General features: G+C 67.7%; 22 protein-coding genes. 13 read left to right on the top strand and 9 right to left on the bottom strand.

Annotation, left to right across the window (positions count from 1 at the left end; translation table 11 throughout):
* Positions 1-109: 109 nt before the first annotated feature.
* Positions 110-1,324: an FAD-dependent monooxygenase gene (locus CFB47_RS23445; protein ID WP_089463521.1), complete on the bottom strand. Its 1,215-nt coding sequence runs from the start codon at positions 1,322-1,324 to the stop codon at positions 110-112.
* 166 nt (positions 1,325-1,490) lie between these two features.
* Here CFB47_RS23445 and CFB47_RS23440 point away from each other — a divergent pair, with 166 nt between their 5' ends.
* Entirely contained in the window at positions 1,491-2,435 is a 945-nt protein-coding gene (locus CFB47_RS23440) for a LysR family transcriptional regulator (protein WP_089462429.1), read from the top strand.
* 140 nt (positions 2,436-2,575) lie between these two features.
* Positions 2,576-3,334 carry an SDR family oxidoreductase gene (locus tag CFB47_RS23435; protein WP_089462428.1) on the top strand — a complete coding sequence of 253 codons (759 nt, stop codon included), beginning with the start codon at positions 2,576-2,578 and terminating at the stop codon, positions 3,332-3,334.
* A gap of 75 nt (positions 3,335-3,409) precedes the next feature.
* On the opposite strand, the gene CFB47_RS41270 is transcribed toward CFB47_RS23435, so the two are convergent.
* The 4 genes from CFB47_RS41270 to CFB47_RS23420 form a co-directional block, all read right to left on the bottom strand.
* A complete protein-coding gene (locus CFB47_RS41270; RefSeq protein ID WP_179258969.1) occupies positions 3,410-3,580 on the bottom strand; it encodes a hypothetical protein in 171 nt (56 codons plus the stop codon).
* A 16-nt stretch (positions 3,581-3,596) separates the two neighbouring features.
* A complete protein-coding gene (locus CFB47_RS23430; protein ID WP_179258968.1) occupies positions 3,597-4,685 on the bottom strand; it encodes a retropepsin-like aspartic protease in 1,089 nt (362 codons plus the stop codon).
* 217 nt (positions 4,686-4,902) lie between these two features.
* Positions 4,903-5,997: a TrkA family potassium uptake protein gene (locus tag CFB47_RS23425; RefSeq protein ID WP_089442183.1), complete on the bottom strand. Its 1,095-nt coding sequence runs from the start codon at positions 5,995-5,997 to the stop codon at positions 4,903-4,905.
* A gap of 82 nt (positions 5,998-6,079) precedes the next feature.
* Positions 6,080-7,414: an FAD-binding oxidoreductase gene (locus CFB47_RS23420; protein WP_089458463.1), complete on the bottom strand. Its 1,335-nt coding sequence runs from the start codon at positions 7,412-7,414 to the stop codon at positions 6,080-6,082.
* Positions 7,415-7,638: 224 nt separating this feature from the next.
* On the opposite strand from CFB47_RS23420, the gene CFB47_RS23415 reads away from it, so the two are divergent.
* A complete protein-coding gene (locus CFB47_RS23415; RefSeq protein WP_006485970.1) occupies positions 7,639-8,493 on the top strand; it encodes a helix-turn-helix domain-containing protein in 855 nt (284 codons plus the stop codon).
* Positions 8,494-8,619: 126 nt separating this feature from the next.
* Positions 8,620-10,287: an ATP-dependent helicase gene (locus CFB47_RS23410; RefSeq protein ID WP_089462426.1), complete on the top strand. Its 1,668-nt coding sequence runs from the start codon at positions 8,620-8,622 to the stop codon at positions 10,285-10,287.
* A 55-nt stretch (positions 10,288-10,342) separates the two neighbouring features.
* On the opposite strand, the gene CFB47_RS23405 is transcribed toward CFB47_RS23410, so the two are convergent.
* Entirely contained in the window at positions 10,343-11,902 is a 1,560-nt protein-coding gene (locus CFB47_RS23405) for a methyl-accepting chemotaxis protein (RefSeq protein WP_089427209.1), read from the bottom strand.
* 230 nt (positions 11,903-12,132) lie between these two features.
* Between CFB47_RS23405 and CFB47_RS23400 the strand changes: the two genes are divergently transcribed.
* On the top strand, positions 12,133-13,647 hold the full coding sequence (locus tag CFB47_RS23400; RefSeq protein ID WP_089462425.1) for an MDR family MFS transporter: 1,515 nt from the start codon (positions 12,133-12,135) through the stop codon (positions 13,645-13,647).
* A gap of 58 nt (positions 13,648-13,705) precedes the next feature.
* Here CFB47_RS23400 and CFB47_RS23395 read toward each other — a convergent pair whose 3' ends face one another.
* On the bottom strand, positions 13,706-14,704 hold the full coding sequence (locus tag CFB47_RS23395; RefSeq protein ID WP_089462424.1) for a quinone oxidoreductase: 999 nt from the start codon (positions 14,702-14,704) through the stop codon (positions 13,706-13,708).
* A 131-nt stretch (positions 14,705-14,835) separates the two neighbouring features.
* Between CFB47_RS23395 and CFB47_RS23390 the strand changes: the two genes are divergently transcribed.
* The 6 genes from CFB47_RS23390 (at position 14,836) to CFB47_RS23365 (ending at position 19,423) form a co-directional block, all read left to right on the top strand.
* A complete protein-coding gene (locus CFB47_RS23390) occupies positions 14,836-15,708 on the top strand; it encodes a LysR family transcriptional regulator (RefSeq protein ID WP_089463520.1) in 873 nt (290 codons plus the stop codon).
* Between the two features lie 79 nt (positions 15,709-15,787).
* Positions 15,788-16,348: a GNAT family N-acetyltransferase gene (locus CFB47_RS23385; RefSeq protein ID WP_089458469.1), complete on the top strand. Its 561-nt coding sequence runs from the start codon at positions 15,788-15,790 to the stop codon at positions 16,346-16,348.
* Between the two features lie 9 nt (positions 16,349-16,357).
* On the top strand, positions 16,358-17,197 hold the full coding sequence (locus CFB47_RS23380) for a MerR family transcriptional regulator (protein ID WP_089442177.1): 840 nt from the start codon (positions 16,358-16,360) through the stop codon (positions 17,195-17,197).
* A gap of 123 nt (positions 17,198-17,320) precedes the next feature.
* Positions 17,321-18,304, top strand: a complete 984-nt coding sequence (locus tag CFB47_RS23375; protein WP_089462423.1) for a sulfonate ABC transporter substrate-binding protein — start codon at positions 17,321-17,323, stop codon at positions 18,302-18,304.
* A 414-nt stretch (positions 18,305-18,718) separates the two neighbouring features.
* Positions 18,719-18,922 carry a cold-shock protein gene (locus tag CFB47_RS23370; RefSeq protein ID WP_006485974.1) on the top strand — a complete coding sequence of 68 codons (204 nt, stop codon included), beginning with the start codon at positions 18,719-18,721 and terminating at the stop codon, positions 18,920-18,922.
* Between the two features lie 276 nt (positions 18,923-19,198).
* A complete protein-coding gene (locus CFB47_RS23365; RefSeq protein WP_089427204.1) occupies positions 19,199-19,423 on the top strand; it encodes a hypothetical protein in 225 nt (74 codons plus the stop codon).
* A gap of 311 nt (positions 19,424-19,734) precedes the next feature.
* Here the strand turns inward: CFB47_RS23365 and CFB47_RS23360 are convergent, their stop codons facing one another.
* Positions 19,735-21,168: a CoA transferase gene (locus CFB47_RS23360; RefSeq protein WP_089462422.1), complete on the bottom strand. Its 1,434-nt coding sequence runs from the start codon at positions 21,166-21,168 to the stop codon at positions 19,735-19,737.
* 103 nt (positions 21,169-21,271) lie between these two features.
* On the opposite strand from CFB47_RS23360, the gene CFB47_RS23355 reads away from it, so the two are divergent.
* Positions 21,272-22,567, top strand: coding sequence for a citrate synthase family protein (locus CFB47_RS23355; RefSeq protein WP_089463519.1), 1,296 nt, complete (start codon positions 21,272-21,274; stop codon positions 22,565-22,567).
* A gap of 227 nt (positions 22,568-22,794) precedes the next feature.
* Here the strand turns inward: CFB47_RS23355 and speB are convergent, their stop codons facing one another.
* Entirely contained in the window at positions 22,795-23,763 is a 969-nt protein-coding gene (speB, locus tag CFB47_RS23350) for an agmatinase (protein ID WP_089462421.1), read from the bottom strand.
* A gap of 435 nt (positions 23,764-24,198) precedes the next feature.
* Here speB and CFB47_RS23340 point away from each other — a divergent pair, with 435 nt between their 5' ends.
* Positions 24,199-24,870, top strand: coding sequence for a lysoplasmalogenase (locus CFB47_RS23340; RefSeq protein WP_089462419.1), 672 nt, complete (start codon positions 24,199-24,201; stop codon positions 24,868-24,870).
* Positions 24,871-24,934: the final 64 nt, after the last annotated feature.

Raw genomic sequence — 24,934 nt, 5'->3', positions numbered from 1 at the left:
CAGGCCGTCGCCCCCTGTCATGCCCGGCGCATGCAATCCCGGCGAGCCTGTCGCGCCTGAGGGCGCACGCGTGACGCGGGCCACCGCGCCCCTGATCCAGACGGCAGGCTCAAAGCCACGTGCCGCCCTGCCGCTCGCTCGGCTCCTGCGCCAGCGCATCGAAATCGTGAATCCAGTCCAGGTGATGCAGCACGCTGTCGCGCTCGGCCAGACGCGCATTGCGCGCCTGCGCGGCCGGCCCGTCCGGCAGATGCAGTACATCGGCCACGGAGATCGACGCGTACTGCACCTTGCGCGTGCGGCCGCGACGCAGCCGCTCATACGCTTCCTGCGCTTCGCGCCAGTTGCCCGGCCCGGCCTGCGCCAGTTGCGCGGCCAGCACCACCGCATCCTCGATCGACTGGTTCGCGCCCTGCCCGTGGTGCGGCACCAGCGCATGCGCGGCGTCGCCGATCAGCGTCACGCGCCCGCGGCTCCAGCGGCCGAGCGGCGGCCGGTGGAACAGCCCCCAGCGCTGGCTGATCGGCACGGCGGTGATCATCTGCACCACCGCCGGATGCCAGTCCCTGAACACGCGCAGCTGCTCGCCCTCTTCCGACGGCATCACCCAGTCGCGCGACGGCCACGGTGACGGATGACGCTCGACCAGCAGGAAATTCTGGTCGCCGTCGTCGCCGATCGGATAGTGCAGCAGGTGCCCGTGCGGCCCGATCCAGTACTGCAGCGTTTCGGGATCGGGCAACAGACTCAGCCGCGCAGCCGGCACCACGCCGCGAAACCCCGAACACCCCGAATACAGCGCATCGTCGTAGCCGAGCATCCAGCGCCGCGTGATCGAGCGCGCACCGTCCGCGCCGATCACGAGATCGGCGTCGACGCGCACACCGTTGTCGAACGACAGCGTGACGCGATCGGGATGCTGCGCGAGATCGGTCAGCCGATGGCCGAGATGGATGGACTCGAGGCCGACCGCCTGCGACAGCACGGCCTGAAGATCCGCGCGATGCACGCCCCAGTACGCGCCGCCGAATTGCCGGTGATAGTCGGGGTCGCCGCGATGATGGCCGATCACCGCGCCGCTGCGGCCGTCGCGATAGACGAGCCCCGGGATGTCCGCGCACACCGCATCGAAGGCCGCCCGCAATCCCATCCGTTCGTAGAAGCGCGTCGCATTGGCCGACAGCGCGACGGCCGCGCCGACTTCGCGCAACACCTCCGTCTGTTCGTAGAGCTGCGCGTCGATGCCGTGCTCGCGCAGCGCAAGCGCGAGCGTCAGGCCGCCGATCCCGGCGCCGACGATCGCAATCTTCAGGTTCGTCTGCATGATGAAGGTGTCTCCGATGTTCCGATGTGGGGTCTGCGGCATGCGCAGCGGTCATGTCGAATGCATGGGCCGTATCGGTATTCTCGGGAGCGGACTTTCATCCCGCAATAAAATGACCGGAATCTGCTTCATCACTGGATGCAATGAACCCGGCGAGGCCACACCCATGGAACTGAGCGATATCGACCTCAACCTGCTGCTGCTTTTCCAGCGGCTGATGCAGGAACGGCGCGTGTCGAGCGTCGCCGAGCAGATGAACATGAGCCAGCCGGGCGTGAGCAATGCGCTCGCGAAGCTGCGCCGCCGGCTCGGCGATCCGCTGTTCGTGCGCGGGCCCGGCGGCGTGGTGCCGACGCCGTTCGCACTGCGCCTCGCGGAACCCGTGTCGCACGCGCTCGCGACGCTGCACGCCGCGCTCAACCCCGAGACCGGTTTCGATCCGCAGCGCGCCACGCGCACGCTGACGATCGGCATGACCGATATCGGCGAGGTCGTGTTCCTGCCCGCGCTGCTCGAACACCTGTCGCAAACGGCGCCGGGCCTCGCGCTCAATACCGTGCGCGACACGAGCGTCAACCTCGGCGACGCAATGGCCGACGGCCGCGTCGATCTCGCGATCGGCCTGCTGCCGCAGCTCAAGGGCGGCTTCTATCAGCGCCGGCTGTTCGATCAGCGCTATGTGTGCCTGTTCCGGCGCGGGCATCCGCTCGAGGACGCGCCGCTGACGGTCGACGCATGGCGCAATGCCGAGCACCTGGTCGTGGTGTCGGCCGGCACCGGTCACGGGCAGGTGGACGAATGGCTGAAGCGCCGCCGCGTGGCGCGCCAGGTGCGGCTCACGGTGCCGCACTTCATGAGCGTCGGCTACATCCTGCAGCGCACCGACCTGATCGCGACGGTGCCCGAGCATCTCGCGCAGCAGCTTGCCGCACCGTTCTCGCTCGGCTGGCGCGCGTTGCCCGTCACGCTGCCGGGCGCGCCGATTCACATGCTCTGGCATACGCGGGTCAATCAGGACGAAGGGAACACGTGGCTGCGCGACGTGGTGGTCGATCTGTTCGCGGAGACGGGCACGCGGGCGCGGAAGGCCATACCTGGGCGCAAGAAGTAGCCGAGGTCATCACGCCATCGCGCGTGCCTGACGATGTCGTTTGAACATGTGCGCCGCGCATTTCGACTACATTGCCGAGATGGCGATGATCGCGATCGTCGGCCACCTCGCCCCTCTTTCAACCCGCAGGAAATCAAGCCATGTCTGTCTCGAAGAAATTCGCAGCCGTCACCGGCGCCGGCTCCGGCATCGGTCGCGCGGCGGCCATCGCGCTCGCCCAGGCCGGTTTCACCGTCGCGCTGCTCGGACGCACCGAGGAATCGTTGCGCGACACCCAGGACGCGATCCGCACCGCCGGTGGCGACGCGCACGTGTTTCCTGCGGACGTCACCGACGAAGCGGCGGTCGACCACGCGTTCGCCCGGATCGCGCAGCAGTTCGGCCGGCTCGACGTGCTGTTCAACAATGCCGGCCGCAACGCGCCGCCGGTTTCCCTCGACGAATACGAACTCGACGTGTGGAACAGCGTCGTCGCGACCAACCTGACCGGCGTCTTCCTGTGTGCACGGGCCGCGTGGCGCCTGATGAAAGCGCAAACGCCGCAGGGCGGCCGGATCATCAACAACGGCTCGATCTCGGCCCATGCGCCGCGCCCCGACACGATCGCGTACACGGCCACCAAGCATGCGGTGACCGGGATCACCAAGTCGCTGGCGCTCGACGGCCGCCGGTACAACATCGCGTGCAGCCAGATCGACATCGGCAACGCCGCGACGTCGCTCACGGAACGGATGACACAAGGCGTCCCGCAGGCCAACGGCAGCCTCGCGCCCGAGGCGCGCATGGACGTCACGCATGTCGCGAACGCGATCGTCCAGATGGCGAACCTGCCGCTGGACACGAACATCCTGAACATGACGATCATGGCGACGGCCATGCCGTTCGTCGGCCGGGGATAAACGAAACGCACGTGACGCCCGATTTCGTCCGGCACGCATCGCGAGACGTCACCCGCGCCATGATTGCGGACGATGTCACGTGCTGTCGGGCGAACGCGAGTTGCACGATGGCTCGAGCGCCACCGGACGCACCGGTCGATTCAGCGCGCGCACAAAGATCGCAGCGATGTCGACGGATGCACACGTAACCGGCCCTTCCAGGCCGATCTTGCGGATGCCCGCCCAGTCTTCACGCAGGAGGTTCACTCACGCCACGCTCCGGTCAGGAGCGCTGGCTGATCGACCAACGCGTCGGCGTGAACGACACCTCGAAACGGGACAGGAAAGACTGGCCGAGCAAGTCGTCGATGCCGTCACCGTATGGCGACTTGCCGCCCGCATCGACCGATACCGGCACGTCCGACGCTTCGACCGCACCGACCTTGACCGCGTGGGCCTGGGCCAGCAGTCCGTCACGGGCACCATTGGCTGTCTGCAGACGAATCCGCTTGGCTTGCTCCGTCGGAACCTGCGCGCGCCGGGCAAACGCTTCGCTTAGCGAAACATAGCTCGCGCCCGTGTCGACGATGAACACACCCTCGATGCCGTTGACCTTCGCCTTCACGCGAATCGTATTGCCCGATTGCCTGGCAAAACTCTCCTGTCCGGCCGCATACGTCGACGGGCAACTCGCATGCGACGCGTACTGCGCGATCATCCCCTTCGCCTGCATGTTGTTCGCACGCTCCGGATCGGCCGACACCCACATCCGGATCGCACTGACCGAATCGCAGTAGCGGCCGGCCTTCGCATGCAGGTCGGCGATCCGGATGAACAGGTTGCTGGTGACTGTCGCCAGGTTCGTCGACAACGCCAGCGCCTGCATGTAGTCCGACAACGCCGCATCGTCGCGCTGCCAGCCTTCGTTTGCGCGCCCGCGATCGAAGTAATACTGCGGCTCCGACGGGTTGTTCGCGATCAGCCGGTCGGAAACCGCCACGGCGCCCTTGAAATCGCTCACGGCCATCAGGTCGTTCGCGGCGGCACTCAGGAAACCGTCCGCGCGCCCGCATCGATCGACGAACCCGATCAGCGCGGTCGCGCTTTCGCGACGGTAGCCGAGCGCGTCGATCTGCGCGGCCATTCGGCCCATCGCGTCCCGATTGCAAGCCTCCCGGCTGAGTTGAACCAGCGCCCGCCGGATGTCGGTCTTCGTCAGGTCGGAAACGGACATGCCGGAAAGCTTGTACGTGTCGACAGCCGGCTTGATGTCGTCGGGCACCGTGATGCCGACCTGGTCGCAGGCGGCCATGGCGACCAGCACCGCCAGCCCTATACCCGCCTTGACGGCGCGTCGAGCCGACCGGCTCATGCGCCCCTTCGAAAACGCGTGCAGCCCATCGGCGTCATGCGGGTTCCTTGTCGCCCCGCTTTCTCTCTCGATCATTCTTTTCATTACCCCGTTTTATTCTGGTTTTGCATCCCGCTTCACACGAGCCGATCCCTCGCGTGCGCCGGACCGGCGCCGCCTCATTGCATCAGCGGCAACCGGTCGGCCGTGTTGCCACACGAACCGTCCCACCCCGCCATCAAACATCCGGATCCGGAATCCGCGCAGACTGGATCACGACCAGCGTGTCCCCTTTCTCGATCCGGCACGGCGGGTCTTCATAGAACGAAAAAATCTTCCCGCACCGATCGAGCCCGACGACGATCGCGCCCGGCACCACGTTCGTCATGCAGCCGACCTCCTGCGGCATCGCCTCGCGCTCCAGCAGCGTCGCGCGGCCGCGCGTCGACAGCATGTCGTTCACGAACGGCACGATATAGCGGCTATGCACGGCGTCCGCGAGCAGCAGCGCGCCGATCTTCGTCGACGACACGATCACGTCCGCGCCCGCCTGCCGCAGTTGCCGCTGGTACAGGTTCTCCTGGATCCGCACGACGATCTTCGTATCGGGCGCGATGCTGCGCACCGACAACGTGAGCAGGATCGCGGTCGGATCATCGGTCACCGAAATGATCACGGCCTTCGCTTCGCGCACCTGTGCCTGCTGCAGCAGATCCTCGTGCGCGGGATCGCCGAGCAATCCCGCCACGCCGAGCGACGTCGCGGCCTCGATCGCCTGCTGCTGCGAATCGATCACGATGAGCGTCGCCGGATCGACGCCGCTCTCGAGCAGTTCGCGCACGGCGATCGAGCCGGACAGGCCATAACCGCAGACGACGATGTGATCGGACAACTGCTTCTGCAGGCGTTTCATGCGGAATTCCTCGATGACGCGCTGGATCACGAACTGATACGCCGTGCCCAGGAAAATGAACCAGATGACGATGCGGATCGGCACGATGAAGAACGCATCGATCAGGCGCGCCCGCGCGGTGACCGGCACGATATCGCCATAGCCGACCGTCGCGACCGTGACCATCGTGAAGTACACCAGATCGGCGACGGTCATCGGCGTGCTCTTGGTCGAATCGCGCAACCCGTCGCGATCGAGATACAGCACGAGGAACGCGAGCATGCACAGCAGCACGACCGCGCCGACACGGAACAGCAGCGTGCGCCGCGGCGACGTCGCGGGACGCGTGAACAGCGTGCGCGCACGCGGCGCCTGCCACGGATTGCGGGCGCGACGCAGGCGTGAGCGCAACGAGCGGCGCTGGGCGGAGGGCGAAGCCAACGGGGGATCTCCTGAAGGATGCGGGCTCGATTCTACGATGGGTCGGCCGCGGCCGGCCGACGTCATCGCATCGATGCGTCGGTTACAGCATGCTGCGCGGCCGCACCATCGTGCCGTCGACGAAGCGCTGCGCACGAAACGCCGACAGGTCGAGCGACGGCGCCCCCGTGTCGATCCATTCGGCCAGCAGCCGCCCGACGATCGGCCCCATCGCGAAACCGTGTCCGCAGAACCCCGTCGCGATCGCGAGCCCGGACGGCGTGCCCGGCGCATCGATCACCGGAATGCCGTCGGGCAGCACGTCGATCAGGCCGGCCCAGGCCTCGACGATCTGCGCGTCCTTCAGCGCGGGAAAGATCGCCTTGAGTTTCGCAAGCGCCCGCGGCGCATGCGCACGATTCGGCTGCGGCTGCGGATCGCGCGGCTCGATCGGTCCGGTCGCCCCGTTGATACGTGCCAGCGCATCGCGCCACGCGGCCCCGTTCACGTGCAGCCGGAATTTGTCGCGCTGCGACCAGAACTCCGGCCAGAACAGGCTCAACCCGCGCAGGTGGCCGAGCGTCAGGTCGACGTCGACCTGCATGTCGTCGGCAAGATTGATCGCACCGTTCTTGCGCTGCCGGATACCGAGGCCGTGGCCCCACACCGTCGACGCCGATACCGGCGGCACCACATTGGTGCGCATGCAGGTGCCGCGCACGGCCTGTTGCGGGAGCCGGATGCCGACGCCATCGAGCAGCCGGAAGCTGGTCGCGCCGGCGGCGCAGATCACGCGCCGCGTGCGGATCGTGCCGCGCTCGGTCACGACGCCGACCACCGCACCGCCGGCCGTCTCGATCGCGGTCACGCCGCAGCCTTCGAAGAAGCGCGCGCCCGCCTCGGCGGCACGCGCGGCGAACGCGGCGGCCACGCGACGCGGCTCGGCCTGCCCGTCGGTCGCGGTGTACAGCCCGCCGAGCGTGCGTGCGTCCGGCGAAAGGCCGCTGACGCGCTCGTCGATCTGCGCGCGCGTCAGCGTGCGTGTATCGAGCCCGTGCTCGCGCGCGACGGCGAGCCACGCGTTGAACGATGCCCAGTCCGTTTCGTTGTCCGCAATATAAAGACAGCCGCCCTGCCGCCATTCGAGATCGAAACCGAGGGTTTCCTCTAACCCCTCCCAGATCTTGATGCCGGCCATCATCAGCGGCACCTCGGCCGCTTCGCGCCCCTGCTGCCGCACGAAGCCCCACGCACGGGTCGACTGCTGTCCGGCGATGCGCGACTTGTCGAGCACGACGGCCTTCAGGCCGCGCAGGCCCAGGTAATACGCGGCTGCGCAGCCCATGATGCCGGCGCCGGCGATCACGACGTCGGCGTCGGGCGGGAATGGCGTGTCGGCGAGGGTCAGGGAATCATGCAGCGGATAGGTTGTCGTCATTGTTTCCTGTCAGGCGTTAATGCATTCGAATGTGGGCGGCGGTGGTAACGTCGTGACACACCTTTCACACAAACGCACCTTTCGCCACGCTGAATAACGACCATTTTGCGGTAAAGTTATCTTTTCCGCGCGTGGCCGGTCGGCTCGCCCCTGGACGTCATGAAGACTGTCCGTCGAGACTGCCGCAAGGCGTCGTTCTGAACGTCACGATCCGTTCCCGTAGCATGACCACTGAAGCAATCACCACGGATTCCCTCGCGGTTGCCGAGCGCGTGCGCGAGCTGATGACCCGCAACGGCATCGGCAAGCGCCAGCAGACCACCGAGCTGTGCCGCATCCTCGACCTGAGTTTCTCGCAAGGCCACCGCAAGCTGCGCGGCAGCAGCCCCTGGACGCTCGCGCAGATCAAGAAAGTCGCCGAAGCGTACGGCGAACCCGCCGCGCAGCTGTTCGGCGCGCAAACGCTCGACCCCGGCATGGTCGGCGCCTATTCGCAGGAGGCCGTCCTTTACGCGGGCGTCGCCGAGATTCCATGCACCGCCTGGATCGGCGCGCCGCTCGAAGCCGGCGCGCGCCCCGAATTCGTCGCGTACGAACAAAACGGCCGCTGGCGCGTGCTGCGCCACACCGGCGTGCTGTACCAGAACGCGTACGACGTGCACAAGATCGAGATCTATCCGCGCCGCGCGGAGAGCGACAAGCTCGTCGTCGCGGTGATCGACCCCGATCGCGTCAGCGCGACCGAGCTGTGCCGCTATCTCGAACGCCAGGGTTTCGCGACCGCCGCATTCGACGGCCTCGCGCCGTTCGTCGACGCGCTGCAGGGCCAGGCGTTCGACGCGGTCCTGACCGAATGGCTGTTCGACGACAGCACGGCCGCCACCGCGATCAAGGCCGTGCGCACGTCCGACAACCCGGGCGCACCGATCTTCGTGCTGACCGGCGACCTGCTCACCGGCCGCGCGAGCGAGGCCGACATCAGCGAAGTGATCCGCGCGTTCGACGTCGTCTGCTACGAAAAGCCCGCGCGCATGGCGATCCTCAGCGCCGATCTCGCGAAACGGCTCGCCCGCGGGTAACGTCCGCGGGCCGTTCTTCCTCCTGACGGCCAACGTGCGCGCGGCACGGCGGTCGTGAACCGGTGCATAGCTCAGTACAATAGCCGCACCCGTTCACGCCCACGCCGGCTTCCGCCGCCCGACGCCATGGCCCGCCTCATCCCCGACGACTGGAAAAGCCTCGCCGCGACCGGCGCGGCCGAACGCGAGCGCGAAACGCTCGCCGCGCTCGAACACGCGCTGCCCGACAGCTACACCGTATATCACGGCGTGCACTGGACCCGCGCCGACCAGGCGTTCTCGGTGTTCGGCGAGGCCGCGTTCGTCGTCGTGAGCCCGGCCGGCCGGGTGCTGCTGATCGAGCAGAAGGCCGGCTTCCTGCGCGAAACGCCGAAGGGGCTCGTGAAGGTCTATCTGCAGAAGGAACGCAATGTCCCGATCCAGCTCGCACGCACGCAGGAAACGCTGCATCGGCGCCTGACGGCCGCGCTCGGCGCGGGTGTCTACGGCGTCGAGGCGCTCCTGTACTGCCCCGACTACTCGATCCGCGACGCGTCGATCGCCGGCGTCGCGGCCGACCGCATCGTCGATGCGTCGCGCAAGGCGCAGCTCGCGCAGGTGATCCTGCAGATCCTGCCGGAAGACGACGAACCCTTCCCGAACGCGCCGAAACTGCACCACTTCCTTGCGGACGAGCTCGCGCTCACGCCCGACACGAGCGCGCTCGTCGGGCAGGCCGGCACGCTCGTCACGCGGCTGTCGGGCGGGCTCGCCGCGTGGGCGCGCCAGCTCGAATTCGCGCCGTTCCGGCTGCGCGTCACCGGCACGGCCGGCTCGGGCAAGACGCAGCTCGCCGTGCAGGCGATGCGCGATGCGGTCGCCGCCGGCAAGCGCGTGCTCTACGTGTGCTTCAACCGGCCGCTCGCCGACTACATCGCACGCATCGCGCCGCCCGGCGCGAAGATCGCGAACTACCACCAGCTGTGCGACTGGGTCGCGCGCGACGGCGGCTACACGCCCGACTTCCAGGTACCCGGCGAATTCGAACGGCTCGAGGCACGCTTCGCGGCAACGCCGATTCCCGAGCGCTGGCGCTTCGACGTGCTGGTCGTCGACGAAGGACAGGATTTCCACGCGCCGTGGGCGGCCGCCCTGGCACGCTTGCTGGCGCCGGAAGGCGCGTGGTGGTGGCTGGAAGATCCGCTGCAGAACCTGTACATGCGCGAGCCCGTCGCGCTGCCGGGCTGGGTCACGCTGAAGGCGCTCACGAACTACCGCAGCCCGCGCGATCTGCTCGAATTCGTGCGCGACATCGTCGGTCGGGTCGAGCCGCTGGCGGCCGAGCTGCGCTCGGGCAGCCCGTTCGACGGTTCGGATCCGTCGGTGTCGTCGTACGGGGAAGAAGGCGCGTCGGCAGACGCGCTGGCCGACGCCTGCATCGACGCGACCAAGCGGGCGATCACGCACGCGCTGTCGCTCGGCTTCCGCAAGCAGGACATCGCGGTGCTGTCGTATCGCGGCCGCGAAGGCTCGGTGCTCGCGCCGCTCGACCAGCTCGGCCCGCACCGGCTCAAGAGCTTTACCGGCAAGTACGACCTGTTCGGCAACCCGGAGTATCGCGAAGGCGACGTGCTGCTCGATTCGATCTACCGCTTCAAGGGCCAGTCGGCGCCGTGCGTGATCCTCACCGAGGTCGACTTCGACACGCTCGACGCGCGTGCCGCGCGCAAGCTGTTCGTCGGTGCGACGCGGGCGACGATGAAGCTGCTGATCGTCGCGTCGTCGCGCGCGGCCGCGCAACTCTCGGCCGTGTGATGTAACGGGCGGACGGCCGGCGGGCCAGCGCCCGCCCGTCGCCGGCCGCCGTCGATCAGGCGACGCGGAACGCGCCGACCGCGCGGCGCAGCCCGTCGGCCTGCTCTTCCAGCGACGCGGCCGCGGCCGCGGCCTGCTCGACGAGCGCCGCGTTCTGCTGCGACACCTGGTCCATCTGCGACACCGCGCGGTTCACCTGCTCGATCCCGTCGCGCTGCTCGTTCGACGCAGCCGCGATCTCGGTCATGATGCCCGTCACGCGGCCGATCGCCTGCTGGATGTCCTGCATCGTCGCGCCGGCCGTGCCGACGAGCCGCGAGCCGGTCGCGACGCGTTCCACCGATTCGCCGATCAGCGTGCGGATTTCCTTCGCTGCCGACGCCGAGCGTTGCGCAAGCGTGCGCACCTCGCCCGCGACCACGGCGAAACCGCGGCCCTGCTCGCCGGCGCGCGCGGCTTCGACCGCCGCATTCAGCGCGAGGATGTTGGTCTGGAACGCGATGCCCTCGATCGTCCCGATGATGTCGGCGACCTTCTGCGAGCTCTGGTCGATCTCGTTCATCGTGCCGATCACTTCGCCGACCACCGTCGCGCCGCGCGTGGCGATCTCGCTCGCGGTATCCGCGCAGGCCTGCGCCTGCATCGCATTGTCCGCGTTCTGCTTCACGGTCGCGGTGAGCTGTTCCATGCTCGCGGCCGTTTCCTGCAGCGCGGACGCCTGTTCCTCGGTGCGCTGCGACAGGTCGGTGTTGCCGGCCGCGATCTGGTGCGTCGCCGTCGAGATCGCTTCGGAACCCTGGCTGACCTGGCGGACCGTATCCGCGAGGCTGCGCTGCATGCCGGTCACGCCCTTGACCAGTTCGGCCATCTCGTCACGCGACGACCAGCGTACTTCCGACGTCAGGTCGCCTTCCGACAGGCGGCGGAAATGCGACAGCAGCCGGTTCACCGGCTGGGTGATCGCGTAATGCAGGCCGATCGCGCAGCCGAGGCACGCGGCCAGGCCGAACGCGATACCGGCGATCGCGCCCGCGCGCATCCAGCCGTAATAAGTCTGCGCGGTGTCGTACACGTCCTTGCCGCGTGCGACCTGGTACGCATCGAGCGCATCGGTCGCCTGCGTGAGCGCGACCGACAGCGGCGGCGCAACCGACATCAGCAGCCGGTCGGCCTCGTCGCGACGGCCGTCGCGGACCGCGTCGATCATCGGCTTCAGCGCCTGCCCGATCAGCGCCTGGCGTGCGGCGTCGAGGCGGCTCGCGAGCGGGCCTTCGTCGCCGTCGTGCGGCATCGACGCATAGCCGCGCCAGGCGGTGTCGGCCTTCGCGAGATAGCTCTCGGCCTTCTTGACGAGATCGGGCACTTCCGGCGCTTCCGGATGCAGCATCGCGCGGTCGAGCGTCGTGCGCACGATCGTCAGGTTCAGGCTGGCCGCCGATAGCGCGGTCTTCGCAGCCAGTTGCTGCGTATAAGCCTCGTCGAGCGCGCGGTTCGAGCTCTGCATGCCGGCGAGGCCGATCAGCCCCGATACGACGAGCAGCGCGGCAACGAGGCCGAGCGTGGAGAAAATCCGCGTACGGATCGAGAAACGGGAAAACAGGGCGTTCAGGTTCATGACGGGACGTGAGCGGTGAAAAGTGCCGCGGCAATCGGTCCGCAGCACGCTGTATTACGGTTTGCCTGCAAAAAACTTGAGTCCGTCCCCGCTTTCCCGTGATCCTGGTCAATTTTCCGGGCCGGCAATCTCCTGTTACGGTTGCAACACATCGAGGCTGGGCAGAAATTGACCAGTCAACTATCAGTCGCTATAGTTCGACACAATTCCCTGCCCTGGCAGATATCTCGATGACAACCCACACCCTCCTCACTCCGCCGGCCGCCGAAACGGCCCGCCGCGACGCGCCGACCGGGCTGATCGTCGCCGCGCTGCTGCTCGTCATGCTGCTGTCCGCACTCGACCAGACGATCGTGTCGACCGCGCTGCCGACGATCGTCGGCGAGCTCGGCGGGCTCGACCAGTTGTCGTGGGTCGTCACCGCGTACCTGCTCTCCTCCACCGTCGTGCTGCCGCTGTACGGCAAGCTCGGCGACCTGTACGGCCGCAAGATCGTGCTGCAGGCCGCGATCGTGCTGTTCCTCGCGGGCTCCGCGCTGTGCGGCGTCGCGCAGGACATGACGCAGCTGATCGTGCTGCGCGCGCTGCAGGGGCTGGGGGGCGGCGGCCTGATGGTCGTCACGATGGCCGCGATCGGCGACCTGGTGCCGCCCGATCGCCGCGCGCGCTACCAGGGGATGTTCGGCGGCGTGTACGGCCTCGCGACGATCATCGGCCCGCTGCTCGGCGGCTTCCTGGTCGAGCACCTGTCGTGGCGGTGGATCTTCACGATCAACCTGCCGCTCGGCTTTCTCGCGCTCGCGGTGATCGGCGTCGCGTTCCGGCCGCACACCGCGCACGTGAAGCACCGGATCGACTACATGGGCGCCGCGTTCCTCGCCACCGCCCTCACCTGCGTGATCCTGTTCACGAGCGAAGGCGGCTCGCTGCTGCCGTGGACGTCGCCGCAACTGTGGATGACGCTCGTGCTCGGCGTCGTCGCGATCGGCGGCTTCATCTATGAAGAGCGGCTCGCGGCCGAGCCGATCATGCCGCTCGAGCTGTTCCGCCATCGCACCTTCGTGCTGGTCAGCCTGATCGGCTTCGTCGTCGGCATCGCGCTGTTCGGCTCGGTCACGTTCATCCCGCTCTACCTGCAGGTCGTGAAGGGCTCGACGCCGTCGCAGGCCGGGATGCAGCTGCTGCCGATGATGGGCGGGATGCTCGTGACGTCGATCGTCAGCGGCCGGCTGATCTCACGGCTCGGCTCGTACCGGATGTTCCCGATCCTGGGCACGCTGACCGGCGCCATCGCGATGGCGCTGCTGTCGACGCTGACGCTCGATACGCCGCTGCACACGATGTACGCGTACATGGCGCTGCTCGGGACCGGCCTCGGCATGGTGATGCCCGTGCTGACGCTCGCCGTGCAGAACACGGTCGAATTCCGGCACATGGGCGTCGCGACGTCGGGCGCGACGCTATTCCGCTCGATCGGCGGTTCGCTCGGGGTCGCGGCGTTCGGCGCGCTGTTCTCGCACGGGCTGCAGTCGCGGGTGATGGCTGCGCTGCCGGCCGGCACGGAGCTGCCGCCCGCGCTCGGCCCGGCCGCCGTCCACCAGTTGCCGGATGCCGTGCGCGACGCGTACCTGCACGCGTTCGCCGGTTCGCTGCATGTCGTGTACCTGGCCGCGGCGACGGTCATCGCGATCGCCTTCGTGCTTGCGTGGTTCGTCGAGGATGCGCCGCTGCGCAAGCACCACTGAGCCTCCCGTGGATCGCGACGCAAGCGCTGAGCCGCCTCGCGATCCCCATCCCCCGCCATCACGGCACCAGCACGCCCCCACCCGTCGTCGCACGCGACTCCAGCAACCGGTGCGCATCGGCCGCCTGTTCCAGCGGCAGCCGTGCGCCGATCTCCACATGCATACCGCCCGCGAGCCGTTCGAGCGTCGCGCGCGCAGCCGCCCGATATCCGTCGACGTCACGCGCGATGAAGCCCAGCACGCTCGGCCGTGCCAGCGCGATCGACCGCGCCGGCCCCAGTTCGTCGAGATCGAACGTCTGCCGCGCACCGATCGCGGCCACTTGCCCGATGCTCGCGACCATCCCGAACGGACGAACCGCGCCGAGCGTGCGCGTCAGCACGTCGCCGCCGATCCCGTCGATCGCGTAATCGACCCCGGCACCGCCGCCGAACGCGCGGGCCGCCGCGACGAAATCCTCCTCCCGGTAATCGACGACCGCGTCGGCACCGTGCGTGCGAACAAGCGCGGCTTTCGAGGCCGACCCGACCGTGCCGATCACCCGCGCGCCGAGCGCACGCGCCCATTGCGTCGCCAGCAAGCCAACGCCGCCGGCCGCCGCATGCACGAGCACCGTGTCGCCGGCGCCGACCTGGCGCACGCGATGCAGCAGCATGTAAACGGTGATCCCCTTCAGCAGCCCGGCCGCGACGGCTTCGTCGCTCAAGCCGTCGGGAATCGGCAGCACACGCCCGGCCGGCATCGTACGCAGGCTCGCATAGCTGCCGGTCGGCATGCCCGCATACGCGACGCGCTGGCCGGGAACGAGATCCGTCACGCCCGGCCCGACCGCATCGATCACGCCGGCCGCTTCGACACCGAGCGCATCCGGCAGCGCCGGCAACGCGTGCGCGCCCGACCTGAAATAGATGTCGACGAAATTCACACCGATCGCGGTCTGGCGAATCCGTACTTCGCCGGCACCGGGCGGCGCGACGGGTGCATCAACGCGGCGCAGTACGCCGGCGTCGCCGTAACGGTCGATCCCGATCCGGATGGCGGTGGCAGTCTGGGTCATGACGTTCCTCGTAATCGAATGAAGTGTCACGATCATCCCATCGTGCATAATCGAACGGAATTCCCGTCATTCGCTCATCTACTGTGCAAAATTCGACCGATCAGGATCCCGTTTCCGCATCCGCATTGCCGATGAGCTGGGACGACATCCGTTATTTCCTCGCGGTGATGCGGGGCGGCAGCCTGTCGGCCGCCGCGCGGGCGCTGCAGGTTCAGCACTCGACGGTCGCGCGGCGCATCGACGCGCTGGAATCCGCGCTCGGCATCCGGCTGTTCGACCGGCTACCGCGCGGCTGGCCGCCGACCGACGAAGGGCTGCACCTCGCCGAGCACGCGGCACGCATCGAAACCGACGCACACGCGTTCGCGCGCGCCGCCCAGGGCGCGGCGGCGCTCGACGGCGTGGTGCGCGTATCGGCGTCGCCGGTGTTCGCCAGCCACTTCCTCGCGCCGCGGCTCGCCCGCGCGCAGCGCGCATGGCCGGCGCTGCGGATCGACCTGCTGGGCGAGATGCACGCGGCGAACCTGTACGCGCGCGAAGCCGATCTCGCGGTGCGGCTGTCGCGGCCGACGGAGCCGGGGCTCGCCGCGCGCAGGCTCGGCACGATGCGCTTCGCGCTGTGCGCGTCGCCGGAGTGGGCCGATGCACCGCCCGACACCTGGCCGTTCGTCGGCTACGACGACGCGCTCGCGCAAACGCCGCAGCATCAGTGGCTCGCCCGCTTCGCGGCCGGTCGCCGTTTCGCGTTCGTCACCAACGACCTGGCCGCGCAGCATCGCGCGTGCGCGGCCGGCGCCGGCGTCGCGCTGCTGCCGCGGTTTCTCGTCGACGATCCGGCCGCGCGTGCGGGCGCGCCGCTCGTCGAGCTGACGGCTGCGCCACGCTGCGACATCGAGCGCGAGATCTGGCTCGTGGTCCACCCGGACGTGCGCCGGTCGCCGCGCGTGCAGCGCGTCGCCGACGCGATCGCCGAAGCCGTTCACGCGGCGGATGGACGGCTGTAGGCGGCCGCCGCCGAACAAGGCTTTGCCATGCGCGCCAGCGACCGGCATAGTGGCGCTTTGCATTCACCGGACTGCCGCCATGCCTACCACCCCCGCCTGTGTCGTTCGCGACGCAACCGACGCCGACCTCGATGCGATCCGCGCGATCTATGCGCACCACGTGCACCACAGCGTCGCGTCGTTCGAGGAAACGCCGCCCGATGTCGCCGAACTGCGCGCGCGCCGTGACGCGGTGCTACGCGACGGGCTGCCGTATCTCGTCGCCGAATGCGACGGCCGCGTGGCCGGCTACGCGTACGCGACGCCGTATCGCACCCGCCGTGCGTACCGCTTCACGATCGAGGACTCGATCTACATCGACGAGGCGCAGCGCGGGCGCGGAATCGGCCGCGCACTGCTCGCCGCGCTGATCGAACGCTGCGAGGCCGGCCCGTGGCGGCAGATGATCGCGGTGATCGCCGACGGCGGTACCGGCGGCTCGACGTCGCTGCATCGCGCGTTCGGTTTCGAGCCGGCCGGCGTGCTGAAGGCGGTCGGTTTCAAGCACGGCCGCTGGATCGATACGGCGCTGCTGCAGCGCCCGCTCGGCGACGGCGCGCGCACGCTCCCCGCCTCGCCGGAGCCTCCCACGTCGCGCTAGAATGGCCGCATGTCAAAACAGACTCATTCCACTCCCGACGAGGCGGCGCCGGACGCCCGCAACGAGTACACGGTCGACGAACTTGCACGCGTGTCCGACACGACCGTGCGCAACGTCCGCGCGTACCAGGATCGCGGTTTGCTCGCGCCGCCGGAAAAGCGCGGCCGCGTCGGCATCTACGACGACACGCACGTCGCACGCCTGAAGCTGATCAACCATCTGCTCGCGCGCGGCTACACGCTGTCGAACATCCAGGACCTGATCAAGGCGATCGACGAAGGCCACGACCTGCGCTCGATCCTCGGTCTCGAAAACGCGATCGGCGGCCGCTGGTCGCACGAACTGCCGAAGACCTATTCGCTTGCCGCGCTCGCGCAGATGTTCGGCCCGCAGGCCACCACGCAGCTGTCGCGCGTGACCGAACTCGGCCTGCTCGAACGGCGCGGCCTGTCGTTCGTCGCCAAGAGCCCCGCGCTGCTCGAAGCGGCCGCCGCGATGACGAAGGAAGGCATTCCGCCGCGCGAGCTGCTCGACGTGATCAGCCTCGCACGGCCGCATTTCGACGCGATCGCGCGACTGCTCGTCGATCTCGTCGTGAAGCGGCTCGACCGCTACGACGCGGGCACGCTGCCGCCCGCCACCGACGTGCCCGAACTGGTCGACGCGATCTGGCGCCTGCGCCCGCTCGCGGCCGTGTTCGTCGAAGGCGAGACGAACCGCGCACTGGAGACCGCGGCAAGCGCGTATCTCGGCGGCCGCGTCGCGACGATCCTCGACAAGAAGCTCAGCGACGAGGCCGCGCGGCAGTCCGGCACACCTTCACCGGAACACGGCAGCGACGAAGCATAGGCGCGCCGCCGTCATATTGATATCGACAATGCTTCGTTTGCGGGCGTGATCGCCCATGCGACGATTCTTCCAACTGAGCGGCACCGCCGCTCGCCCGAAGACGTTCTGCATGGAGTCCGTTCGATGATTCGTTTCACCCGCTGGATCGCCCGCACCGCCGCCGTCACCACGCTCGTCGCGCTGTCCGCCGCGTCGGCGTTCGCGCAAGGCAGCGCCGACAAGGTCGTGCGCATCGGCTACCAGAAGGCCGGCCTGCTGTCGGTCATCAAGGCGCAAGGTTCGCTCGAAGCACGGCTCAAGCCGCTCGGCTATGGCGTGCAGTGGTTCGAATTCCCGGCCGGCCCGCAACTGCTCGAAGCGCTGAACGCGAACAGCATCGACTTCGGCTACACGGGCGCGCCGCCGCCCGTGTTCGCCCAGGCGGCCGGCGTGCACTTCGTCTATGTCGGCGCGGAACCGCCGGCGCCGCACAACGAAGCCGTGCTCGTGAAGGCCGATTCGCCGATCCGTTCGGTCGCCGGCCTGCGCGGCAAGAAGATCGCACTGCAGAAGGGCTCCAGCGCGAACTACCTGCTGCTCGAAGCGTTGAAGCAGGCCGGCGTGCGCTACGACGAAATCCGCCCCGTGTATCTTCCGCCCGCCGACGCGCGCGCCGCATTCGAGAGCGGTAACGTCGATGCGTGGGTCGTCTGGGATCCGTACTATGCAGCCGCGCAAAACACGCTGAAGGTGCGTACGCTGTCCGACTACACGGGCCTCACTGCAACCAACAACTTCTACGAAGCCACGCGGGACTTCGCGCAGCAGCATCCCGACGTGGTCGGCGCGATCCTGAAGCAGGCACGCGAGACGGGCCAGTGGGTCAACACGCATCCGGCCGACACGGCCGCGCTGATCGCACCGAAGGTCGGCCTGCCGCAACCGCTCGTCGAGACGTGGCTCAAGCGTGTCCCGTTCGGCGCGGTGCCGATCGACGAAAAGATCGTCGCGACCCAGCAAGGCGTCGCCGATGCGTTTTATGCGGCGAAGCTGATTCCGCAGAAGCTGAACGTGGCCGACAACGCATGGGTCGACCAAAGCGCGCAGCGTGCGCTCGCGGCGAAGTAGCGGGAACGTCGCGCGCAACTTGTCGAAGGCCGCCGGGCATACGGCTCGGCGGCCTTTCTTGTTCTTGTCGAATGTTCGGGGAAACGCGGGACGCACTGTCGGCGTTCGCGCCAGCGCGCGAGTCTCGCGTGTGCGTTTATCTTGGACGCCCCTGCAGGCCAAGCCGCGCCGCACGCTCAGCCAGACAGGGCCACATCGCTTCATCCGCAATACGGGCCGCGAAGTGAAACAGTTACAAGTTAATGATTGACGCCACCGCTGCCCAGCGGTTAATGTCTCGGTCGAAGTTCAAGAAGTCCGATTGCTGTTCATCAATTGATCGCTCCTCAGCGGTATTCGTTGTCCTCTCCCTCCTTGACGCTTCCAGCGCTCTATTCAGAGCAAATCTTCATATTTTTTTCTCAAGGAATCTTCATGGATACCGGTATCGTCAAGTGGTTCAACGACAGCAAAGGCTTTGGCTTCATCACGCCCGACAACGGCGGCGACGACCTCTTCGCTCACTTCTCCGAAATTCGCGCCGACGGCTTCAAGACGCTGGCTGAAAACCAGAAAGTGAGCTTCGAAACGAAGCAAGGCCCGAAGGGTCTGCAAGCGGCCAACATCAAGCCGCTGTAAAGTTTGAAGGACCCGGCGCCCCCTATCGGGCGCCGGGTTGCAGCGACATCCTCGCGGAGCCTGGTCTCCCAAAGTTGGCGCGATTGCTCTTGGCTGCATCGGTTCATTGAGCAGCTTGCCGCGCGCCACACGCCTCGTTGCACTTCATTCCCCCCCTGGCTGCCAAGCCCTTTTTCGCTTTACGACTGCGTCAGATTCGGCTCGCAATGGCTTTGAATCGGCATATCCGTGCACATCCGCACGGCACGCGCGCACTCGAACATGATTAAAATTAAAATGCATAACGAACAAATTCATCAATACAACGGCTATGCCGTCCAACCCTCGGCGCATCGTTTGCCCGACGGTAGTTTTTCGTCCAACCTGCTGCTTGAACGCGCCGGCAGCCCTCGCACCGAAGGCCGCTACCAGTTCTATTCGCTCGATTACTTCACGAGCGAGGAGCAGGCGTTGCAGCATTCGGCCCGCTGGGCACGCAACTGGGTCGACACGCGCGGTTAAACACAACGCCCGGCCCTCGATTCAGCGACGCGCAACGCGCCGGCGGTCTTCGCCGGCCGACTGGTTTCACTAGCCTGCCCCCTCTCCGCCGAACGCGTTCCGTCCATCAGGCACATCCTGATCGGCGGCCAGGGCGCGGCGGGGGCGCATCGGGAAACATGCCGCCGATCACTTCGGCCACGTGTTCCATCACGTTCGCGCTGTCCGATGATGACGACGCGCGCATTGCGCTGAGCAAAGTGCATCGCCGTGGCCAGTTCGATTCCCGCCCCGTCGCCACTCACCGACACCAGCCGACTCATCGCATCGCGTCACAGATCGTCGTTCGACGGCAACCATTCGGGCTCGTACGCACCCAGCGCGCGCGCCGGATAAAGCCATCGGAGCGGCGCATCGTCGATCCGCACGGGCGGAACGAGCCGGGATGCCGGCCCCCACGACGTCGATTCGACGGGTTCCGCACGATCACGCTGATCGTCGGCAACCAGTTCGACCACCTCGCTCATCGGCTCCGAGCGCAACTTCAACTCGGCCGCCGTGCGCGCCAGCGAAGCGCGCACCTCGCTACCGACACCCTCTTTCATTCGCATCGTCAGCCCGCGTATCGCGGCGGTCGCCATCAGGTAACCCGTCGCATGGTCGATCGCCTGAACGGGCAAGTTCACCGGCTCATCACGGCCCATCACGCGCATGCCCGCCTCGGCGATTCCCGTGCTCATTTGAATGAGGCTGTCGAAGCCGCGCCGGAAACGCCATTCACCACTCCAGCCATAAGCGTCGAGCGACACGTCGATGAGCGCGGGATTCAGTTCGCGCCGATGCGCGGCATCGAGCCCGAGGCGCGCGAGTGCATCGGCCCGGTAACCGTGCACGACGATATCCGCGCTGCCGAGCAACCGCTTGAGCGTATCGAGATCCGCGGCATCCTTCAGGTTCAGCCGCGCACACCGCTTGCCGAGGACGACTTCGGGCACCGTGCCCGGCTCTTCCCAGCCGTACGGATCGATGCGCAGCACGTCGGCGCCCAGGCCCGCAAGAAACCGTGTCGCCACGGGGCCGGCGAGAATGCGCGTCAGGTCGAGCACGCGAATGCCGCGCAACGGCCGGTTTTTCGAAGGCCGCCAGTCGTGCGCGACGGCATCAGTCGCGGCACGGGCATGCAGCAACGGCTCGGTTGCGACTGCGTTGCCCTGCGGATGCCCGGCCCACTCCTGCGCCGAGTACATTGCCGCGGCACAACCGCCGCGCTCGACGATCGCCGCTTCGAGCGCGGCGGCATCCCAGCGATTCACCGCTTGCGCGACCGACTGCGCATCGGCGGCGCAGCCGAGCACCGACAACGCGGCCAGCCGATGATGCGGCGCGTTCGTGTGCAACCGGATCCAGCGATCGCGTGCCCGATAGTTGCCGGCCACCGGATCCCATTGCGGCGGCATCGACCAGCCTTGCGGACGCAGCGACGTGCCGAACCATAGCGACGCCATGCGCCGGTCGACCCGAACCGCCGGCAACGTCCCGGTCGACGCATGCAGCAATTCGGCAACGGACGTTCCTGCCGCACCGATCGCCGCCGTGGCCAGGTCGGTTACGCGAAATGCCGAAACCAGTTCGCCCGACCCGCTGAAGCTGCACGACTCGAGAAAAGCCTGAGACCCACCCGCTGCGCGCCAGAACGCCTGTAGATGACGCGACACCCGCTCGTCATCGGCCGCGGCCCGTTCCCTCGACATTTGATCGACACCCATGTTCGCCTCGCATGAATTCGGTGAGGCAAAGATCGTCCCGCTCGCATTTGCTGTCAACGTTGATTATCCTGATCAACCTGTCGAACGATTCCCCCTGCGCACGATGTCGAACTACCTGAATTCGACCGCAGCCGCGGCAAGGCTCGGTGTCTCGCGGCAAACCCTCTACGCGTACGTCAGCCGCGGCCTGCTTCGCGCGGAACCGGGCAACAACCACCGTGAAAGCCGCTACCTCGCGGCCGATGTCGAGCGCCTCGCGGATCAACGCGCACGCGGCCGCAAGCCGAAGGAAGTGGCGAAGGCCGCGTTGAACTGGGGGTTGCCCGTGCTCGAATCGAGCATCACGTTGATCGATGGCGGCCGGCTTTTCTATCGCGGCGTGGATGCACTCGATCTCGCTGCCCGCGCGAGTCTCGAGGAAGTCGCGGCGCTGCTGTGGCGATGCGACGAGCAGACCGCTTTCGGCCGTCACGTCCCCACGACGCCATCAGTACTGCGAACGCTCTTCAGGCACTACGCCGGTCAACGCACCGAGCAAGCACTGCTGCCGCTCTTCACCGTTGCAAGCGAGGACGCGCCCACGGCGATCTGGCATCAGTCGGCCGATCGTCAGGCGCAGGGCTGCGGCGATCTCGTGCGGATTCTGGCGGCGTGCCTGCTGCGCACCCGGATCGATACCGCCCCGATCCACGCGCAATGCGCGCGAGCATGGGGCGTCGGGCCGGCGGGCGCCGAGCTGATCAGGATGGCGCTCGTGCTGTGCGCGGATCACGAACTGAACGCGTCGAGCTTCACGGGGCGGTGCATCGCGTCGACGAACGCGAGCTTGCGCGCCGTCGTGGTCGGCGGCCTGGCCGGCTTGTCGGGCGAGCGGCACGGCGCCACCACCGCGCGTGGCGAAGCACTGTGGGACGAACTGGGCAAAAGGGAGGTCGAGCAAAAAATGGGCGCGCGTCTCGCCCGGGGCGACGGCTTGCCGGGCTTCGGACATGCGCTCTATCCCGATGGCGACGTGCGCGCGACGTATCTGTTGTCGCGGATCCTGCCGCGACATCCTCAGTGGAAAAGGATGATCGATACCGGGAGCGCGCTCGTCGGCCAGAAGCCCTCGCTGGATCTCGCGCTGGTGGCGTTACGCAGACATTTGCGGCTTCCCGTCGGCGCGGCATTCGGCCTGTTCGCGCTCGGCCGCTCGATCGGCTGGATCGCGCACGGGCTGGAGCAGCGCGAGCAATCCGATCTCATCCGGCCGCGTGCGGTTTATACGGGGGCCTGGCCAGATGACGCCGGCGCCGGGGCGGATCACGCTCGTTCTCGCGGACGGTCGGGAAAACAGCAAACAACGCAACCGGCAGCGCCGAAAGACGACATGCTTGCGGCTTTTTTCAGGCGCAAATAGGTTTTTGCTTGATGAAATCGCGGCACGTCATCGGGAATACGCTAACGCCTCGTTGGTGAACGGAAGCAGCTACCCGCCAACCTTTCGCGGATGTCGCCGACGGGTCGGCAAGGCCCTTCCACGAGAATCCGCGAGGCCTTTTTTCGCCGGCTACGTAACTGGAAAACTGCCCACGGCACCTCGATCCGGCAATGCGCGCACCGCCCCTGCGGCACGCGCATGCCGACTTACTTCAGCGCCCCCGCCACCTTCTTCTGCCGCCACAGACACAGCAAGTCACACGCGACATGCGCGGCCGCAATCGCCGTGATGTCCGCGTGGTCGTACGCGGGCGCGACCTCGACCACATCCGCGCCGATCAGGTTCACCGCGCCGAGCGCACGCACGATCGCGAGCGCCTGCGCCGATGACAACCCGCCCGCGACCGGCGTGCCGGTGCCGGGCGCGAACGCCGGATCGAGGCAATCGATATCGAACGTCAGGTACGCCGGCCGCGCGCCGACGATATCGACGATCCGCTCGACCGCCGCCCGCGCGCCATGGTCATGCACCCACGCCGCATCGAGCCGCTCGATCCCGAGAAAGTCGTCGTTCCACGTGCGAATCCCGACCTGCACCGACGTCGCCGGATCGATCAGCCCTTCCTTCACGGCCTTGTAGAACATCGTCCCGTGATTGAGGCTGTCCGGATCGTCGTCGGCCCACGTATCGCAGTGCGCGTCGAAATGGATCAGCGACAGCGGCTTGCCGTAGCGCTCCGCATGAGCAACCAGCAGCGGGTACGTGATGTAGTGGTCGCCGCCGAGCGTCAGCATCTTCGCGCCGGAACCGAGGATCGTGCGCGCATGCTCAACGATCGCGGGCTTGATCGACAGCGGGTTGTGCGCGTCGAACCAGCAGTCGCCGTAGTCGACGGCCGCGAGATCGTCGAACGGGTTGAAGCCCCACGGATACGGATGAAGCTCCGCGAGCTGCACGCTCGCCGCGCGAATCGCCGCCGGGCCGAGCCGCGCGCCGGAGCGGTAGGTCGTCGCGAGATCGAGCGGCACGCCGGAGATCGCGACGTCGACGCCGTCGAGTTCGCGCGAATAGTTGCGGCGCATGAACGACAGCACGCCCGCGTAGGTGTTTTCGATCGACGAGCCGTACGGCGTCGTGCGACGGATCGCGCCGTCGCCGTGGAGAAGTTCGGTCATGGTCGGACCTGTTTTCGTGGGGAAGGCCAGCCCGCCCCGCTTCGCCTGAGCGCACGGGCCGGGCACGGCCGGGATTCATCGGGCCCGCTCCGGCTTGCGCATCCAGTTGCGCGGCCGGGCGGAAACAACGACAACGACGGCAACAACCACATCGACAACAGCAATACCGCGGCGATCATAGCAAGCCGAATTGCAGTCGTTGCCCCGGTTCGACCCGGGCAACGCGCGGAGAAATCCGGCGGCCGCGCCCACGCACCGGAGCCCGGCATCGCCGGATTGCTGCGCCGACGGGCAATCCTCGTGCATCGCGATCCCGGTCGTTTCCTAGAAGGATTCGCCGGTTTTGGCACGCCCTTTCTTCCGGATAATGGCCGACAGCCGCGCCTCGACCGCGCGCCGTCCACCGCAGACAACAACAAACCGGAGACACCCGCCTTGATCGCCACGCTTCCCGCCCCCTACCGCCGGCTCTGGCCGCTCGCCGTCGTCGCCGCGCTGCTATATGGACTGTCGCTCGCCGCCGCGCCCTATCCCGGCCAGGCCGCCGCGAAAGCCGCGATGGGCCTCCTGTTGCTCGCGGCGGGCAGCACCTGCGCCGCACCGCGCGAACGCGCGTGGCTGTGCGCGGCGCTCGTGACGGCCGTGCTCGGCGACGTACTGCTCGCGCTGCCCGACTGGCCGCTGTCGTTCGTCCTCGGCCTCGGCGCGTTCCTGCTCACGCACCTGTGCTACTGCGCGATCTTCATGCGCTGGCGCGCGCGGCCGCACGGATGGCGCATCGTCGCGCTCGTCGGGCTGTGGATCGCCGCGCCGGCGTTCTACGCGGCGTTCTTCCCGCACCTCGGCGAGCTGATGGCGCCGGTCGCCGTCTACATGCTCGTGCTGTGCGCGATGGCGAGCTTCGCGCTCGCCGCCCGCACGCGTGGCCCGCTGGTGGCCGTCGGCAGCCTGATTTTCGTCGGCTCCGATACGCTGATCGGCGTCGGCCGCTTCCTCGGCGGTTTTCCGGGCATCGATTACCTGATCTGGGGCCTCTACGCGCTCGCGCAGGTCACGATCGTGGCCGGGGTTTTCCATGAGACAGCCGCTCGGCCGATCCGTCCCTGATACCGTTTCAAACAGGCCGCCGCGCGCCGGCGGTCTCGCCAACTTCCGCTCTCGCCCTGTCGAC

Origin of the sequence: Burkholderia sp. AU27893 (assembly GCF_002223205.1) — a bacterium.
Classification (GTDB): domain Bacteria; phylum Pseudomonadota; class Gammaproteobacteria; order Burkholderiales; family Burkholderiaceae; genus Burkholderia.
The sequence above is the reverse complement of the archived record's forward strand: the minus strand, read 5'-3'. Positions and strand labels throughout refer to the sequence as shown.

What these genes read in the sequence shown, in the direction of transcription:
- CFB47_RS23445 (WP_089463521.1), bottom strand. Translation starts at nt 1,324, where the DNA reads ATGCAGACGAACCTGAAGATTGCGATCGTCGGCGCCGGGATCGGCGGC.
- CFB47_RS23440 (WP_089462429.1), top strand. Translation starts at nt 1,491, where the DNA reads ATGGAACTGAGCGATATCGACCTCAACCTGCTGCTGCTTTTCCAGCGG.
- CFB47_RS23435 (WP_089462428.1), top strand. Translation starts at nt 2,576, where the DNA reads ATGTCTGTCTCGAAGAAATTCGCAGCCGTCACCGGCGCCGGCTCCGGC.
- CFB47_RS23430 (WP_179258968.1), bottom strand. Translation starts at nt 4,685, where the DNA reads ATGAGCCGGTCGGCTCGACGCGCCGTCAAGGCGGGTATAGGGCTGGCG.
- CFB47_RS23420 (WP_089458463.1), bottom strand. Translation starts at nt 7,414, where the DNA reads ATGACGACAACCTATCCGCTGCATGATTCCCTGACCCTCGCCGACACG.
- CFB47_RS23415 (WP_006485970.1), top strand. Translation starts at nt 7,639, where the DNA reads ATGACCACTGAAGCAATCACCACGGATTCCCTCGCGGTTGCCGAGCGC.
- CFB47_RS23410 (WP_089462426.1), top strand. Translation starts at nt 8,620, where the DNA reads ATGGCCCGCCTCATCCCCGACGACTGGAAAAGCCTCGCCGCGACCGGC.
- CFB47_RS23405 (WP_089427209.1), bottom strand. Translation starts at nt 11,902, where the DNA reads ATGAACCTGAACGCCCTGTTTTCCCGTTTCTCGATCCGTACGCGGATT.
- CFB47_RS23400 (WP_089462425.1), top strand. Translation starts at nt 12,133, where the DNA reads ATGACAACCCACACCCTCCTCACTCCGCCGGCCGCCGAAACGGCCCGC.
- CFB47_RS23395 (WP_089462424.1), bottom strand. Translation starts at nt 14,704, where the DNA reads ATGACCCAGACTGCCACCGCCATCCGGATCGGGATCGACCGTTACGGC.
- CFB47_RS23390 (WP_089463520.1), top strand. Translation starts at nt 14,836, where the DNA reads ATGAGCTGGGACGACATCCGTTATTTCCTCGCGGTGATGCGGGGCGGC.
- CFB47_RS23385 (WP_089458469.1), top strand. Translation starts at nt 15,788, where the DNA reads ATGCCTACCACCCCCGCCTGTGTCGTTCGCGACGCAACCGACGCCGAC.
- CFB47_RS23380 (WP_089442177.1), top strand. Translation starts at nt 16,358, where the DNA reads ATGTCAAAACAGACTCATTCCACTCCCGACGAGGCGGCGCCGGACGCC.
- CFB47_RS23375 (WP_089462423.1), top strand. Translation starts at nt 17,321, where the DNA reads ATGATTCGTTTCACCCGCTGGATCGCCCGCACCGCCGCCGTCACCACG.
- CFB47_RS23370 (WP_006485974.1), top strand. Translation starts at nt 18,719, where the DNA reads ATGGATACCGGTATCGTCAAGTGGTTCAACGACAGCAAAGGCTTTGGC.
- CFB47_RS23365 (WP_089427204.1), top strand. Translation starts at nt 19,199, where the DNA reads ATGCATAACGAACAAATTCATCAATACAACGGCTATGCCGTCCAACCC.
- CFB47_RS23360 (WP_089462422.1), bottom strand. Translation starts at nt 21,168, where the DNA reads ATGGGTGTCGATCAAATGTCGAGGGAACGGGCCGCGGCCGATGACGAG.
- CFB47_RS23355 (WP_089463519.1), top strand. Translation starts at nt 21,272, where the DNA reads ATGTCGAACTACCTGAATTCGACCGCAGCCGCGGCAAGGCTCGGTGTC.
- speB (WP_089462421.1), bottom strand. Translation starts at nt 23,763, where the DNA reads ATGACCGAACTTCTCCACGGCGACGGCGCGATCCGTCGCACGACGCCG.